The sequence below is a fragment of the Photorhabdus cinerea genome, from assembly GCF_011189575.1.
Taxonomy (GTDB): domain Bacteria; phylum Pseudomonadota; class Gammaproteobacteria; order Enterobacterales; family Enterobacteriaceae; genus Photorhabdus; species Photorhabdus cinerea.
In genome coordinates, this window is the sequence record NZ_PUJW01000012.1 from 123,689 (window position 1) to 138,569 (window position 14,881).

Sequence of the window (14,881 nt, forward strand, 5' to 3'; positions counted from 1 at the left end):
AATATCCGTCAATCATCCCATAACTCAAAGAATGACGCTACTATCACAAAACATGATAGGGGAAAAAATAGTTGAATGAAGTTATTACATAAGCACTTCATAGAAGATTTAATAATGACGATGAAATGTTCGCTTATTGCCGTAGCCTAGTATTTTTCCCGAAAGCCTTCGGCGATTTTTTCCAGTTCATTCATTAAATTGATATCCCTGTCCGTCTCAACTACATCATTGGGTTTGTTATGATCCCAATGTTTGATAATCGCGATTAACAGATAAGTGTTGGCGTCTAAAAAAACCAAGGCAATAAACCAAAACATAGCCACTGGTTCGTTTAAATTGCACCAGTTTAAGTGGAAATCCTTTATCTTTGAAATGCAAATGCTGCAATTCAAGATAAGATCGGTTATGCGTAAACCGGTAGGGAACGTCCCGACCAAAGGTAACTGGTAAGCCTTTTCCCTCTTTAATAGGCCCGAAAGTCATCAACCAGCGCTTTGGTTCTCTGTTCGCCTAAAGCCTCTTTCAAACCACGGTGCGTAAATATTCGTATCACCGCTGAGTTTCCTTAAATTCACAGGCTACTAAAGATTGATCGTGTCCTTTCTTCGGGGAGAGATATCCATACATTACGACCATTCTTCGTAGTCTCCTCCTCCCCCTTCTTTGATCTTTGCAGCCATCTTAGTGGCTATTTTATTCATATTCAGCCCTTCTCCGGTGAAATTGGTCGGGATACTTTTCAACTCCGTATTTCTCCGTTGTGCATATTCACAAAACGCGCTCATCTCTTCAAAAAGCGCCGCAGGAACAGCGTAGAACTGGATCTGATTGTTAGATGAAACAGCAATAGCATCCCCTTGGGCTTCTGCCAGTGCTGCACTGGGATTGGATTTAAACTTACTAATAGCTGTCGTGTAGCCACACATCACTTTCTGCAACATGGCAAACCTCTGATCGGAAAAATCATATAGCACACTAAATATAGAGCTAAATGTAACCCTATATTTAATCTAGATCCAGTGTCTTGCAGGCTGTTGAGCGGACTATCTTTAACTACACCACCAGCATCCAGCACCAAGAAACGAATACCCTTGGGTGATATCAGCGCGGCACCTTCATGAGGCTAATAAAGTGTTTCCTTCCTGAAAAAATATTAGGCAACACACAACCGCAGCCTAATATCGACTTTATGCTTTTATTAACGTTATGCGTTATTAACTGTTAAACATATAATTCCGCCTTTTTCCAGTTCCATTAGTAACCGTTCCACCGATTCTTCAACGGGTTGTTGGCCTGAAAGATAAATTTCCGGGTTATCGGGAACCTCATAAACTGAATCAATCCCCGTAAAATGACGAATTTCACCCGCACGAGCTTTTTTATATAATCCTTTAGGATCACGGGATTCGCAGATTTCCAACGGCGTATCGACAAAAACTTCAATAAATTGCCCCGGCTCCAGTAGTTCACGAACCTTTTGCCTCTCTGCTTTATGAGGGGAAATAAAAGCAGTCAGTACGACTAAACCAGCATCTACCATCAGATTTGTAACTTCACCCACACGGCGGATATTTTCCTGCCTGTCCTGTTCAGAAAATTCCAAATCACTGCAAAGGCCATGACGCAGATTATCACCATCAAGCAGATAAGTTTTTATCCCCCGTTGAAACAGTGCCTGCTCCAAAGCACCGGCCACAGTGGATTTCCCAGAACCGGATAACCCCGTGAACCAAATAACCAATGCAGGATGTCCATTTTCAGCTTCCCGCTGCACTCTGGTCAGTTGATGCGCATGCCAGACCACATTTTCTGGCACCAAATTTTCAATATCAGCCAACTTATTTACCTCCCAGTAAATCTCTGGCCCCCCAGTGCGGGAAGTGGCGACGAATTAACCGGTTCAATTCCAGTTCAAATTCGCTGAATTCTTTTGGTCCTTCATAAACATTTGTCTGAATTTCACGCACCAAACCCGCGCCAACAGTAACATTAGTCAACCGATCAATAAAAATAATGCCACCAGTATCACCATTTTGTTGATAGCTATCGAGCATTAATGGCTCTTCAAAAGAAAACTCCACCGACCCGATTGCATTCAAGGGCAAATCAACAGTGACCCGTTGTGTCAGGCTAGTGATATCCACTTGATACTGAATATTCTCAACTTTGCCACGACTCTTTTTACCCGCCACTTTGATATCAAGATTCTGTCCCTGCACCAAAGGCTGTTCAGACATCCATACCATATCCACCAACGCATGCCGAGTAACAATCATTTCATCATCAGCAGAAATCAGGAGATCTCCCCGGCTGATATCGACTTCATCTTTCAATACCACGGTGATTGCTTCACCAGGGACAGCAAAATCCAAATCACCATTAAACGTTACGATCCGCTCCACTTGAGAGCTTACACCAGACGGCATAACTTTAATTTTCTGCCCCTTACGCAAAACCCCAGATGAGAGAGTGCCACTGTAACCACGAAAATCGAGATCAGGCCGGCTGACATATTGTACCGGGAAACGTAATAACTGCTTCGATGCTTCTTTCTTCACATCTGCGGTTTCAAGAATATCCAACAATGTTGGCCCTTCATACCAAGCCATATTGGTACTTCTGGTGACAATGTTGTCGCCATCCAATGCTGAGATCGGAACAAAATAAACTGCCAAATCTGTCGGCAATTGAGCGGCGAAATTCATATAATCCTGTTTGATCTGATCAAAAACTTCCTGACGGTATTCCATCAGATCCATTTTATTCACAGCAACCACCAAGTGGCGAATCCCCAATAATGTACTGATAAAACTGTGACGACGGGTTTGCTCCTGAACACCTTTACGGGCATCAATCAACAAAATAGAGAGATCACAAGTCGATGCGCCAGTCGCCATATTGCGGGTGTACTGTTCATGCCCCGGTGTATCGGCAATAATAAATTTGCGTTTTTCTGTTGAGAAATAACGATAAGCCACATCAATGGTAATACCCTGTTCGCGCTCTGCGGCAAGACCATCCACCAGCAAAGCCAGATCCAATTTTTCACCCTGAGTACCGATTCGTTTACTGTCATTTTGCAAGGTTGAAAGCTGATCTTCGTAGATCTGACGGGTATCATGTAACAGACGGCCAATCAGGGTACTTTTACCATCATCCACGCTGCCACAAGTCAGGAAACGCAATAATCCCTTATCCTGTTGAGCATGCAGATAAGCCTCCACACCGCCCTGTTGTTTAATTTGATGAGCAATAGCTTCATTTTGTGCAAGTGCTGACATGGTCGTTCTCCTTAGAAATAACCCTGACGTTTTTTCAGTTCCATAGAAGCAGATTGATCACTGTCAATCAGCCGCCCTTGCCGCTCACTTGTCGTAGATATCAGCATCTCTTCAATAATTTCTGGCAGTGTTTCAGCATCGGATTTCACCGCGCCTGTTAGTGGCCAGCAACCAAGGGTACGGAATCGTACTTTGCGTTGGCTGATAACTTCGCCAGGTTTCAGATCGATCCGGTCGTCATCAACCATAATCAGTGTGCCATCACGTTCCAGTATCGGACGCGGTTTAGCAAAATAGAGAGGAACGATATCAATTTGCTCCAGATAGATGTATTGCCAAACATCCAGTTCAGTCCAGTTAGACAGCGGGAACACACGAATGCTTTCACCTTTGTTAATCTGGCCGTTGTAATTACGCCACAATTCAGGGCGCTGGTTTTTAGGGTCCCAGCGATGTGAACGGTCACGGAATGAATAAATACGCTCTTTAGCTCGCGATTTCTCTTCATCACGACGGGCACCACCAAAAGCCGCATCAAAACCATATTTATCCAGTGCCTGTTTCAACCCTTCCGTTTTCATGATGTCAGTATGTTTAGCACTGCCATGAATAAATGGGTTTATTCCCATCGCTTCCCCTTGTGGATTGCGATACACCAATAGTTCAAAACCATAATTCTTGGCGGTACGATCACGGAACTCGTACATCTCGCGGAATTTCCAGCCTGTATCCACATGCAATAAAGGAAATGGCAATGTTCCCGGATAGAACGCCTTACGCGCAAGATGAAGCATGACTGAAGAATCTTTACCAATGGAGTAAAGCATCACCGGATTTTCAAACTCTGCGGCCACTTCCCGCATGATATGGATACTTTCAGCTTCAAGTTGCTGCAAGTGTGTCAATCTTTTCTCGTCCATTACGACTCCCTTATGCAAAATCGACTACTGCCGGACGGCTTACCGTGGCAATAGGTTGTTGCCCGAACCAGGCTATCTGATGGTGGAGTTGAGCAACCTCACCCACTACCAGTAAGGCCGGTGACGGTGCCTGCTGTGCTAACTGTTCCAGTTCGAGCAAAGTGCCTGTCAATACTTGCTGTTCTGGGCGAGTACCACAACCAATGACGGCCACGGGTGTATCTTCCGCTCGCCCATGTAAAATGAGTTGATGACTTATCAAGGCGGCTTTTACCGTTCCCATATAAATCGCCAGTGTCTGATTACCTCCGGCCAAAGCCTGCCAATCCAACTCATTACCATTTTCTCGGCAATGACCGGTAATAAAAGTGATACTCTGCGAATGTTCCCGGTGAGTTAGCGGAATTCCGGCATACGCAGTCGCTCCGATAGCGGCAGTAATTCCCGGTACAACCTGAAAAGGAATACCTGCTGATGCTGCAACTTGTAACTCTTCTCCCCCGCGACCAAAAATAAAGGGATCACCACCTTTAAGACGAACTACTTTTTTCCCTTGTCTGGCAAATTTCACTATTAACCGGTTAGTTTCCGCCTGAGAAACAGAGTGATTACCCGCTCTTTTGCCAACACAAATTTTATCTGCATCACGGCGAACCAGATCCAGTACATCGTTGCTGACCAAATGATCATAAAGCACCACATCAGCCTGCTGAATAACCTGTAATCCTTTTAACGTCAGCAATCCTGGATCACCCGGACCCGCCCCAACTAAAGCCAATTCTCCCAGTGAATCAGACTGTTCCAGTTGTTGCTCAAGCTGTTTTTCCGCCTGTTGGATCTGACCGTTTGCAACCAACATCGCGAAACGTCCATTGAAAGCCTGTTCCCAAAAAGAACGACGCTGGCGCATAGAAGTTAATTGCTGTTTCACACGTTCACGCCAATTGCCAGCAATTTTCGCCATCGTACCAAGACTGGAAGGAAGTAACGCTTCCAGTTTTTCTCGTATTAAACGTGCTAATACCGGCGATTTTCCGGCTGATGAAATTGCTACCAAAACAGGGGAACGGTCAATAATTGATGGAAAAATAAATGAGCAATGAGATTGATCATCAACCACATTGACCAAAATACCGCGCTTATCCGCCTCAGTAAAAACCCGATGATTAAGAACGTGGTCATCAGTCGCAGCAATCGCCAAAAAGATGCCATCAAGATATTCCAACCGGAATTCGTCCTTATACCATTCAAATTCACCTGCCCGATAACGCTGTTGCAATTCAGAGCACAATTCAGGAGCTACAACCTGCAATGATGCACCTGCCCGCAGTAGTAACGTGGCCTTACGTGCGGCCACCTCTCCACCACCGACAAGTAATACAAGTCGCCCCTTTAGCTCAACAAATATGGGTAAGTAATCCACGATTGCCTTTCGTATCCAGTGAAGTATTTATACCCGTTATCTTTCAAGTCGCCTCTTTGTTGGCTGCTTTCACTTACCCCAGTCACATAGTTATCTATGCTCTTGGGATGCGTTCACTTGCCACCGCGCTGCAATTTGAAATCTATTGGGTATATAAGTAATGAAACTGTTTCGAATGAATATATGAGTCGGTGGTAAGGTTATGAAATGACAAAAAGGAATTAATTGTTCTGTAATGGAATATAGCTAACCTTTTCAGAATAACTTTTCATTAGATTGCATTGAGGACAAAGGTGACAGTACAAAATACAATGATAGTCGCCGGACAGCCGGCTGTTATTTGTTACGTGCCGGAAATCAGCATGTTCAGGGGCAAGTTCTTGGGATTGTCCGGTTATTGTGATTTTGTCTCTGATAGTATTCAAGGATTACAAGATGAGGGTGAAATATCTCTACATGAATATCTTGAAGATTACAGCGCATCAGGTATTGAACCTTATGCAACGCAAAAAAAAATCAAAACATTTACTCTGCACTACCCCGAATCATTTGGGGAGCGACTGCATCATGCAACAGCCGAGCATCAGATTTCGGTGAACGTGTTCATCATTGAAATTTTAAATGGACGAATGAAACACGCGTAAAAATCCATTACACATCAGGACTAAATTGTTTTTCAGGCTATTTATATTAATAATCACCCTCGCCCCAAAACAAAGCGAGGGCTTTATCATCAATCCTTCTCAGGAAATATCCGGGTCTTTAATTTTCATGTAACCCACATTCTCGCTTCAAACCAAAGAAACGCGTTTGTTCTTCACTCATGCCAGGTTCCCATTTCTGGGTTGTATGGGTATCGCCAACAGAAAGGTAACCTTGTTCCCATAATGGATGATATTCCAAACCATGCTTTGTCAGATATTGATGCACACGCCGGTTATCCCAGTCGATAATTGGCAGGATCTTAAATACTCCGCGCCGTATAGCCAAAACCGGTAATTTTGATCGACTTTCAGATTGCTGACGGCGTAAACCAGCAAACCAGCTTTGCGCATTTAAACTTTTCAAAGCTCGATTCATTGGTTCAACTTTATTAATCTGATTGTAACGTTCTATTCCCGCTACACCTTGTTCCCATAATTTTCCATAACGAGCTTCTTGCCAGGCTGGAGAATATTCAGCACTGAATACTTGCAGATTCAGTTTCAGTTGCGTTGTGAGTTTATCTATAAATCGATAAGTTTCAGGGAACATATAACCAGTATCAGTAAGAATGACAGGAATATCAGGGTATTCCTGTGTCACTAAATGAAGGCATACCGCCGCCTGAATACCAAAACTGGAGGAAAGAACAAACTCCCCTGGCAAATTTTCCAGTGCCCAGTTTACCCGCTGGTGAGCATCCATCATTTCAAGTCGTTGATTGATATCAGACAATGATTGCTCTTGCTGTTCGACAGTCATACCAACAAACCGAGATAAGCTGAATTGGCTCATACCGCCTCCTGCCAATCATAAAAATCGCTGGCTGAGTCCAATACCGGCTTAATAATATCCGTGCGGATTAGGAAATCGCCAAAACCTTCGTTTGGCCGCTGCTCTGTCGCCCAACGCCCAATAAGTTCATCCATAATAGATAAGATCTCTTGTGAGCTGATATTTTCTTTATACATCCGTGGAATACGAGTGCCAATCCGGTTACCACCAAGATGGAGGTTATAACGATCAAGCGCTTTGCCGACCAACCCTACCTCCGCCAACATCGCTCTACCACAACCATTCGGACAACCTGTCACTCGCAAAACAATATGTTCATCACCCACACCATGTTTATTCATCAATTGTTCAATATGGGTGACAAACTCCGGTAAGAAACGTTCAGCCTCAGCCATTGCCAACGGGCAAGTTGGAAAAGAGACACAAGCCATTGAGTTCTCACGCTGAACTGTGGTTTTACCATCAATCAACCCATGCTCACGAGCAATGGTTTCAATGCGTTGTTTCTCACTTTCAGGAATACCAGCAATGATTAAGTTCTGATTGGCCGTCAGGCGAAAATCCCCTTTATGTATTTTTGCAATTTCAGCAATGCCACTTTTCAGCGGTCTATCTGGATAGTCCAAAAGGCGACCATTCTCGATAAACAGCGTCAAATGCCATTTATCATCAATGCCTTTCAACCAGCCAATTTGATCACCACGACCAGTAAATTCATAAGGCCGGATTGCCTCAAATTTCACGCCAGCGCGTCTTTCTACCTCTTCTTTAAAAGTATCAACACCCACCCGCTCCAACGTATATTTGGTTTTGGCATTTTTACGCTCAGTCCGGTTACCCCAATCACGCTGAGTTGTCACCACAGCTTCAGCAATCGCCAGTGTATGCTCAAGGGGAATATAGCCAAATTCACTCGCCATACGCGGATAGGTATTTTTATCGCCATGAGTCATCGCTAAACCACCACCCACCAGCACGTTAAAACCAACCAGCTTGTCACCTTCTGAAATGGCAACAAAGTTTAGATCGTTGGCATGTAGATCAACATCATTCTGCGGCGGAATAACTACCGTGGTCTTAAATTTTCGCGGCAAATAAGTAGGCCCCAGAATCGGCTCTTCATCGGTCGTCGCAACTTTTTCTTTATCCAACCAGAGTTCAGCATAAGCACGGGTACGTGGCAGCAGGTGTTCTGAGATTTTTTTTGCCCATTCGTAGGCTTGCTGATGCAGCTCTGATTGAATAGGGTTTGAGGTACAAAGCACATTTCGGTTAACATCATTCGCCGTCGCAAGCGAATCCAAACCGACCTGATTCAGCAACTGATGCACAGGTTTTACATTTCCTTTCAAAATGCCATGAAATTGAAATGTCTGGCGATTAGTCAACCGGATACTACCGTAGAGCGTGTTCTCTTCTGCAAATTTATCAATCCCCAGCCATTGCTGTGGTGTAATAACGCCACCAGGCAAACGACAGCGCAACATCATTGCATGACGAGGTTCCAGCTTTTGCTCTGCTCGTTCGACACGGATATCACGATCATCCTGCTGATACATGCCATGAAAACGAATCAACAGGAAATTGTCTCCTTCAAAACCTCCTGTCAAACCATTAGTTAAATCTTCGCTGATCGTACCTCGCAAGAAGTTGCTCTCTCGCTTCATTCGCTCACTGTCAGCCAGCTTACCTTCGACAATCAAAGGACCATGTTGTTTATCACTCATTAGTACACATCTCTCTGATAACGGCGCTCAAGGCGCAGTTCACTTAAGAATTCATCTGCCTGTTCGGTATCCATGCCACCATGCTCAGAAATAATATCCAACAATGTATGCTCTACATCTTTCGCCATGCGGTTTGCGTCACCACACACATACAGATGTGCACCTTCCTTTATCCAGCGCCATACTTCTTCACCCTGCTCACGCAGTTTGTCTTGTACATAAACTTTATGCTGCTGATCGCGGGACCATGCCAGATCAATGCGGGTTAACAGGCCCTCTTTCACATAACGTTGCCATTCCACTTGATAGAGAAAATCTTCAGTAAAATGTGGATTACCAAAGAACAACCAATTTTTCCCCTCTGCTCCATCTGCATCTCTTTGCTGCATAAATGCCCGGAATGGGGCAATCCCGGTTCCCGGTCCAATCATAATGACAGGTGTTTGTGGATCGGTCGGCAAACGAAAATTGTCGTTATGTTCAATAAAAATACGAATGTCACTCTCTTCCGATAAACAATCCGCTAAGTAGCCAGACGCGCCGCCAGTACGAGCGCGTCCATCAATTTCATAACGAACGACACCTACTGTAATATGAACTTCATTTTCTACTTCAGCCTGGGAGGAAGAAATTGAATAGAGCCTTGGTGTCAGCGGTCGCAGTAAATCGATAAACTGCTGTGCTTCGGGCTGAGAAGCAGCCTCTCTTACCATATCGGCAATAGGTTTATTGTGAGCGTATTGCTGTAATGCCTGTTTATCGGCAATCAGAGAAAGCAACTTTTCATCTTTCGCCAGAACAGCGTATTTTTCTACAATCACACTGGTATTTTGAGTGAGTTCAACATGGCTGATCAACGCTTCTGTTAATGATAATTTCTGTCCATTAATCTCAACAGGTTCTGTTCCTTTCAACCAGAGCAGATTCAAAACTTCATCCACCAGATCTGGATCATTTTCAAACCAAACTCCCAAAGCATCACCTGGCTGATAACGCAGACCTGAATCTCCCAGATCAATTTCAATATGGCGGACATCTTTATCAGAACCACGGCCAGTTATTTTCTGACAAGTTGATAAGGCAGTGGTCAGTGGTGCTTGTTTAGTATAAGGAGTTGAGAAAACTTCATTTACCAAGCAGCTCTGTGTAGAAACAATTACAGTATCTGTCTGAGCAGGAATACGCTGTTTCAGGATTTCAGTTAATTGCTTACGCCACTGGGCTGCGGCCTCTTGATATTCCACATCGCCATCTACACGATCCAGCAGCCGTTGAGCACCGAGTTCATTCAAACGGTTATCGAAATCTTTTCCTGCCTGACAGAATTTCTCATAAGAAGTATCACCCAGACTAAAAACTGCAAATGCAGTATCACTCAGCTTTTGTGCTTTTTTAGAATGAAGGTATTTATATAGTGCAACCGCTTCTTCGGCAGGTTCTCCTTCCCCTTGAGTAGAAGCAATAATTATTAATATCTTCTCTTGAGCAATTTGCTTAAATTTATAATCACCAGCATTGACCAAATTAACATTGAGCTTTTCTGCCAACAAAGTATCACGCAGTTGCTCAGCTAAACGACGAGCATTACCTGTTTGTGAAGCTGAAATTAATGTAATTGTCTCTTGTATCGGGGCCGCCGAAGCCACAACCTGAGACTGTGGGTGTTGATTCATCATTCCCCAAAAATAACCAGACAACCAAGCTAATTGATTTGAAGAAAAATCCCCAATTGCCGATTGCAAACGCGCTAGTTGTTCAGGCGAAACCGGAAGAAGTGAAATTGAAGGTGGTTTTATGCTCATTATCCTATGCTGCCCTTTACGGTTACCAGTGTCCGTTATTTTTAATAAATAGGGATAGTTAGTAAGGTTATCTCAGCAACTTGTCACTATTTAAAGAAACTATCGCAATATCAAATAACCAAAACGCCTAACCATATTTACAGATTTAATATACCTATAAAACAGTTAATAAGGACAATTGCAAAATAAAGGAAAAAACCGGGTTTAATTCAGAAGATCGGGTAGAATAGCGGGTTTTTTGAAGTCAGGGAGAACCACTATGAGCACAACGATTTTTAAAGACTTTCAGTTTGAAGCCGCCCACCGTCTGCCACATGTTCCAGAAGGCCATAAATGCGGGCGTCTACATGGGCATTCGTTTATGGTACGGCTGGAAATTACCGGGGAAGTAGATCCTCATAGTGGCTGGATTATGGACTTTGCTGATCTAAAAACTATTTTTAAACCTGTTTGGGAACAGTTAGATCACCACTACCTAAATGATATCCCCGGGCTAGAAAACCCGACCAGCGAAATACTGGCAGCCTGGATTTGGGCTAAAGTTAAACCCAAAGTTCCACAACTAAGTGCCGTTATGGTGAAAGAAACCTGTAATGCAGGCTGCATTTTCCGCGGAAAATAAAATAAGTTACTGCACCAGGAAATCTCTAGTGCAGTAATCTCTTCTCAGGCAATATTCAGATATTTATGTGTTTGCATAGAAAGCCGCCAATTGCGGGCAATACAAGTTTCAATACATAAACGGGTAGCATCTTCTTTCTGGCTAATCGGTTGCAGCGCAATAATACGCGATGAGTTGTCATCTAATGTCGCCAATAACTCATCCAATGCTTCAATATCTCTTTCCCGTGCAACCGGGTGTTTTATTTCATTAGCTCTTTGCAAAGCCTGCTGCAATACCTGATAGCCACCACGCATTTTAACTTTTGGTGAAACAGTCACCCAAGTAGCCGCAGAGCATTTAACATGATACGTACCACTGGTTTCTATCTGACATTGATAGCCAAGGTTTTCCAATTCTTCAGTCAGAGGAACAAGATCGTAAATACAAGGCTCACCACCAGTAATCACAACATGGTGCGCGGTATATCCCTGTTGAACAAAAAGTGCTGCAATTTGCTTAGGTGATGCTTCACCCCATTCATCACTTTCACCCATCTTCAGTAAGACTGTCTCCAACATCCGCTGTTTTTCAGCTTTTTTCTCCCAAGTGTGTTTAGTATCACACCAGCTACAACCGACTGGACACCCTTGCAGACGAATAAAAATTGCCGGGACTCCCGTGAAAAAACCTTCTCCCTGCAATGTCTGAAATATTTCGTTAATCGGGTAAAACATAAAAATCTCTGGTTTCATTAGGTAAGGGGGCATTATTGCAGATATCTATCCCGCGAACATCAATCTTTATGGTAAGGTACAGGGTTTGCTTCGCTGGGCTAACATACAGCTCGCCGGAGCATTGTGTGCTTAAAAGATATCTAGCACTGAGAAAGTGACAGGAATAAATAATGCAGAATAATGAAACTCAGCTGAAACGGGGTCTAACCGGGCGGCATATCCGCTTTATGGCATTAGGTTCCGCAATAGGCACAGGGCTGTTCTATGGCTCCGCAGCTGCTATCCAGCAAGCTGGCCCAGCCGTATTACTCGCCTATTTAATCGGCGGTGCTGCCGTATTTATGGTGATGCGTGCATTAGGTGAAATGGCTGTTCACCATCCAGTAGCCGGTTCTTTTTCACACTATGCCAGCCATTATCTCGGTCCTTTGGCAGGATTTCTAACCGGATGGAATTATATATTCGAAATGCTTATCGTCTGCCTGGCTGACGTTACTGCATTCGGCTTTTATATGAAGCTCTGGTTTCCTCATGTGGAACAGTGGATCTGGGTGCTGAGTATTGTCTGCTTCATTGGCGCAATTAATCTTTGCCATGTGAAGATTTTTGGTGAAATGGAATTCTGGCTGTCTATTGTGAAAGTTACCGCAATTATTGCTATGATTATCGGCGGCATGACTATCATGATATATGGATTCGGTCAGGAAACAGACCATGTAACCGGTATTTCCAGTCTATGGGAATATGGCGGTTTTATGCCTAATGGCATCAGTGGTGTAATAGCTTCACTTGCCATTGTGATGTTTGCTTTTGGTGGTATTGAAGTCATTGGTATTACGGCTAGCGAAGCCAAAAATCCTGAAAAAACTATTCCAAAAGCAATCAACGCTGTTCCTTTCCGTATCCTACTGTTCTACGTATTAACTCTATTTATTCTTATGTGTATTTATCCGTGGAATCAAATCGGTCAGGAAGGTAGCCCATTCGTACAGATTTTTTCTAGCCTGGGCATCAATTCCGCTGCGAATATTCTTAATATCGTGGTTATTACTGCCGCAGTTTCGGCGATTAACAGCGATATTTTTGGTGCTGGCCGTATGATGTATGGCATGGCCCAAGAAGGACAAGCACCTAAATCATTCACCAAACTGAGCCGTAATGGTGTGCCATGGATGACAGTTGTAGTCATGTCAATTGTCCTATTGATTGGTGTTATACTCAACTATCTAATCCCAGAACAAATTTTCATTATCATTGCTTCTATCGCAACATTTGCCACTGTGTGGGTATGGCTGATGATCCTACTTTCTCAGGTTGCTATGCGCCGCAAAATGAGTAAGGAAGAAGTTAAAACGCTAAAATTCCCTATTCCTATGTGGCCAATAGCCCCAGCGTTAACAATTATCTTTATGGTATTTGTCATTGTATTGCTAGGCTATTTCGAGAAAACCCGCATTGCATTAATTGTGGGAATTATATGGATAGTTTTATTATCAATTATCTATCTCTTGAGCATAAAGAAAAATAATTCCAAACCCCATCAAGCCAAATAAATAATTTATACTAATAAATGCCAGATTATTCTGGCATTTATTTTTACAATATAAAAATTATAAATGGCATTAAAATATCCAGAATTCAATTTTAAGCAAAACATATTAAACCCCATATAAATACAAAATTATAATAGTAGATATAATGAAGAAATTAATCTAATCTTATGAGACATTATCTCATTATAAAAAAAACAAATTATAATTATTTTTCAATGGATTAAATAAAATATAAATTAAATAAATATTTACTATAAATAAAAATCCATTTCATAAAAATATATTCTCAGAATATAAATATTAATAAAAAGTTACAATAAGAGGATTATGATCGGAAGCGTCGGTAGGCATAACAGTAGCATTAGCTACACTTAACTCTCGGTAAAAAATAAAATCCAACGGTCTTCCAAACGCAATTGTTCGACAATCATCAATAAAAGAAACTTCGTTGAGATGCAAATATCGGGTAAACCGTTTCAGAGCATTTAATCGCTGCTTACTCCATGCATTAAAGTCACCAGCCATAATTACCGGGCCATGATGTAAACGAACATGAGCACCAATATTATTCAGTTGACGGCTATATACATCTACACCAAAACTAAAATTTATCGCATGTACATTGATAACCATTAACTGGCGATTATCCTGTAAAGGATAAACAGTGATAAGAGCCGATTTAGATAAACGCAAAAGAGGCTCTTTCTCTCTCAATGGACAACAATAAATGGGATGAGAAGTTGCTAATGTCATCACACCAGAGGGATGCTGTGGCAACACAAACGCAGGAACTTGATCAGCCGTCAGATAATTTGAAGTAACAAACTCAACTAAATCAGGAGTTGTTTGCGCTTCTTGTAATAAAATTAACTGGCTTCCTTTAGTAAGCTCCTTCAAAACTTTTCGCCATGAAGGGCGCTGCTGTTTATAGATATTCCAGGCAACAACCCTAAGCCCATTTGTATCAGTAATCAATGGCATTCCTACAGGCAATAACTTCCCAAGCTGATGAGCTGACATAGGAAAGACACGTTCAACAGGTTGTCCAGCGACATATCTTATTGCATAGGTTTTCTTTACCACGAGAAAAACCCCTTCAATGCAGAAAGGAACTATTAAAACTATCTGATTTTATCAAATATAATAAGATAATTATTGATTTTAATATTTATAAGCAAAAAAACCCTGAGATTTCTCTCAGGGTTTCCTTTGGAAATTAGGTGGCGGTGCGGACGGGGCTCGAACCCGCGACCCCCGGCGTGACAGGCCGGTATTCTAACCAACTGAACTACCGCACCACCGAATTCCTTACGTCCTATGTCGCGACAACATAACACTTT

15 protein-coding genes and 1 tRNA gene are annotated in these 14,881 nt (G+C 42.7%); 3 read left to right on the forward strand and 13 right to left on the reverse strand.

The window, feature by feature from the left end:
- Positions 1-146: 146 nt before the first annotated feature.
- The 7 genes from C5469_RS24485 to cysG all read right to left on the reverse strand — a co-directional run bounded on the left by C5469_RS24485 (position 147) and on the right by cysG (position 5,624).
- Positions 147-317 carry a type II toxin-antitoxin system YafO family toxin gene (locus C5469_RS24485; RefSeq protein ID WP_422615859.1) on the reverse strand — a complete coding sequence of 57 codons (171 nt, stop codon included), beginning with the start codon at positions 315-317 and terminating at the stop codon, positions 147-149.
- The gene (locus C5469_RS24490; protein WP_207629018.1) at positions 238-483 is read right to left on the reverse strand and encodes a type II toxin-antitoxin system YafO family toxin; all 246 of its coding nucleotides are present in this window, start codon (positions 481-483) and stop codon (positions 238-240) included. Before C5469_RS24490 ends, C5469_RS24485 begins: the two co-directional genes overlap by 80 nt.
- Positions 484-626: 143 nt before the next feature.
- Positions 627-941 (reverse strand): antitoxin of toxin-antitoxin stability system, encoded by a 315-nt coding sequence (locus tag C5469_RS13340; RefSeq protein WP_166307423.1) that lies wholly within the window; start codon positions 939-941, stop codon positions 627-629.
- Between the two features lie 263 nt (positions 942-1,204).
- Positions 1,205-1,837 (reverse strand): adenylyl-sulfate kinase, encoded by a 633-nt coding sequence (cysC, locus tag C5469_RS13345; protein ID WP_166307426.1) that lies wholly within the window; start codon positions 1,835-1,837, stop codon positions 1,205-1,207.
- A 1-nt stretch (position 1,838) separates the two neighbouring features.
- Complete coding sequence (cysN, locus tag C5469_RS13350; RefSeq protein WP_166307429.1) at positions 1,839-3,281, reverse strand: sulfate adenylyltransferase subunit CysN; 1,443 nt, start codon at positions 3,279-3,281, stop codon at positions 1,839-1,841.
- Between the two features lie 11 nt (positions 3,282-3,292).
- The gene (gene cysD / locus C5469_RS13355; protein WP_166307432.1) at positions 3,293-4,201 is read right to left on the reverse strand and encodes a sulfate adenylyltransferase subunit CysD; all 909 of its coding nucleotides are present in this window, start codon (positions 4,199-4,201) and stop codon (positions 3,293-3,295) included.
- A gap of 10 nt (positions 4,202-4,211) precedes the next feature.
- Positions 4,212-5,624: a siroheme synthase CysG gene (cysG, locus tag C5469_RS13360; RefSeq protein ID WP_166307435.1), complete on the reverse strand. Its 1,413-nt coding sequence runs from the start codon at positions 5,622-5,624 to the stop codon at positions 4,212-4,214.
- 311 nt (positions 5,625-5,935) lie between these two features.
- Between cysG and C5469_RS13365 the strand changes: the two genes are divergently transcribed.
- Positions 5,936-6,268, forward strand: coding sequence for a type II toxin-antitoxin system HicB family antitoxin (locus tag C5469_RS13365; RefSeq protein ID WP_166307485.1), 333 nt, complete (start codon positions 5,936-5,938; stop codon positions 6,266-6,268).
- A 118-nt stretch (positions 6,269-6,386) separates the two neighbouring features.
- Here C5469_RS13365 and C5469_RS13370 read toward each other — a convergent pair whose 3' ends face one another.
- From C5469_RS13370 to cysJ, 3 genes are read right to left on the reverse strand one after another with little or no spacing between them, the layout of a single operon-like run.
- Positions 6,387-7,121, reverse strand: coding sequence for a phosphoadenylyl-sulfate reductase (locus C5469_RS13370; RefSeq protein WP_166307438.1), 735 nt, complete (start codon positions 7,119-7,121; stop codon positions 6,387-6,389).
- Positions 7,118-8,848, reverse strand: a complete 1,731-nt coding sequence (cysI, locus tag C5469_RS13375; RefSeq protein WP_166307441.1) for an assimilatory sulfite reductase (NADPH) hemoprotein subunit — start codon at positions 8,846-8,848, stop codon at positions 7,118-7,120. The genes C5469_RS13370 and cysI overlap by 4 nt, the downstream gene beginning before the upstream one ends.
- A complete protein-coding gene (gene cysJ, locus C5469_RS13380) occupies positions 8,848-10,650 on the reverse strand; it encodes an NADPH-dependent assimilatory sulfite reductase flavoprotein subunit (protein ID WP_166307444.1) in 1,803 nt (600 codons plus the stop codon). The genes cysI and cysJ overlap by 1 nt, the downstream gene beginning before the upstream one ends.
- Before the next feature lie 259 nt (positions 10,651-10,909).
- Between cysJ and queD the strand changes: the two genes are divergently transcribed.
- Positions 10,910-11,272 (forward strand): 6-carboxytetrahydropterin synthase QueD, encoded by a 363-nt coding sequence (gene queD / locus C5469_RS13385; protein WP_166307446.1) that lies wholly within the window; start codon positions 10,910-10,912, stop codon positions 11,270-11,272.
- 44 nt (positions 11,273-11,316) lie between these two features.
- Here queD and queE read toward each other — a convergent pair whose 3' ends face one another.
- Positions 11,317-11,988: a 7-carboxy-7-deazaguanine synthase QueE gene (gene queE / locus C5469_RS13390; RefSeq protein WP_166307449.1), complete on the reverse strand. Its 672-nt coding sequence runs from the start codon at positions 11,986-11,988 to the stop codon at positions 11,317-11,319.
- A 170-nt stretch (positions 11,989-12,158) separates the two neighbouring features.
- Between queE and C5469_RS13395 the strand changes: the two genes are divergently transcribed.
- A complete protein-coding gene (locus tag C5469_RS13395; RefSeq protein WP_166307452.1) occupies positions 12,159-13,541 on the forward strand; it encodes an amino acid permease in 1,383 nt (460 codons plus the stop codon).
- Positions 13,542-13,841: 300 nt separating this feature from the next.
- Here the strand turns inward: C5469_RS13395 and C5469_RS13400 are convergent, their stop codons facing one another.
- Both C5469_RS13400 and C5469_RS13405 read right to left on the reverse strand, forming a co-directional pair.
- On the reverse strand, positions 13,842-14,624 hold the full coding sequence (locus C5469_RS13400; RefSeq protein ID WP_166307455.1) for an endonuclease/exonuclease/phosphatase family protein: 783 nt from the start codon (positions 14,622-14,624) through the stop codon (positions 13,842-13,844).
- Positions 14,625-14,762: 138 nt separating this feature from the next.
- Positions 14,763-14,839, reverse strand: a tRNA-Asp gene (locus C5469_RS13405).
- Positions 14,840-14,881: the final 42 nt, after the last annotated feature.

Excerpts from the sequence above, each read along its gene's own strand:
- cysD (WP_166307432.1), bottom strand. The coding sequence starts at position 4,201 with ATGGACGAGAAAAGATTGACACACTTGCAGCAACTTGAAGCTGAAAGT.
- C5469_RS13370 (WP_166307438.1), bottom strand. The coding sequence starts at position 7,121 with ATGAGCCAATTCAGCTTATCTCGGTTTGTTGGTATGACTGTCGAACAG.
- C5469_RS13365 (WP_166307485.1), top strand. The coding sequence starts at position 5,936 with ATGATAGTCGCCGGACAGCCGGCTGTTATTTGTTACGTGCCGGAAATC.
- cysJ (WP_166307444.1), bottom strand. The coding sequence starts at position 10,650 with ATGAGCATAAAACCACCTTCAATTTCACTTCTTCCGGTTTCGCCTGAA.
- queE (WP_166307449.1), bottom strand. The coding sequence starts at position 11,988 with ATGTTTTACCCGATTAACGAAATATTTCAGACATTGCAGGGAGAAGGT.
- C5469_RS13395 (WP_166307452.1), top strand. The coding sequence starts at position 12,159 with ATGCAGAATAATGAAACTCAGCTGAAACGGGGTCTAACCGGGCGGCAT.
- cysI (WP_166307441.1), bottom strand. The coding sequence starts at position 8,848 with ATGAGTGATAAACAACATGGTCCTTTGATTGTCGAAGGTAAGCTGGCT.
- cysN (WP_166307429.1), bottom strand. The coding sequence starts at position 3,281 with ATGTCAGCACTTGCACAAAATGAAGCTATTGCTCATCAAATTAAACAA.
- C5469_RS24490 (WP_207629018.1), bottom strand. The coding sequence starts at position 483 with ATGACTTTCGGGCCTATTAAAGAGGGAAAAGGCTTACCAGTTACCTTT.
- C5469_RS24485 (WP_422615859.1), bottom strand. The coding sequence starts at position 317 with ATGTTTTGGTTTATTGCCTTGGTTTTTTTAGACGCCAACACTTATCTG.
- C5469_RS13340 (WP_166307423.1), bottom strand. The coding sequence starts at position 941 with ATGTTGCAGAAAGTGATGTGTGGCTACACGACAGCTATTAGTAAGTTT.
- queD (WP_166307446.1), top strand. The coding sequence starts at position 10,910 with ATGAGCACAACGATTTTTAAAGACTTTCAGTTTGAAGCCGCCCACCGT.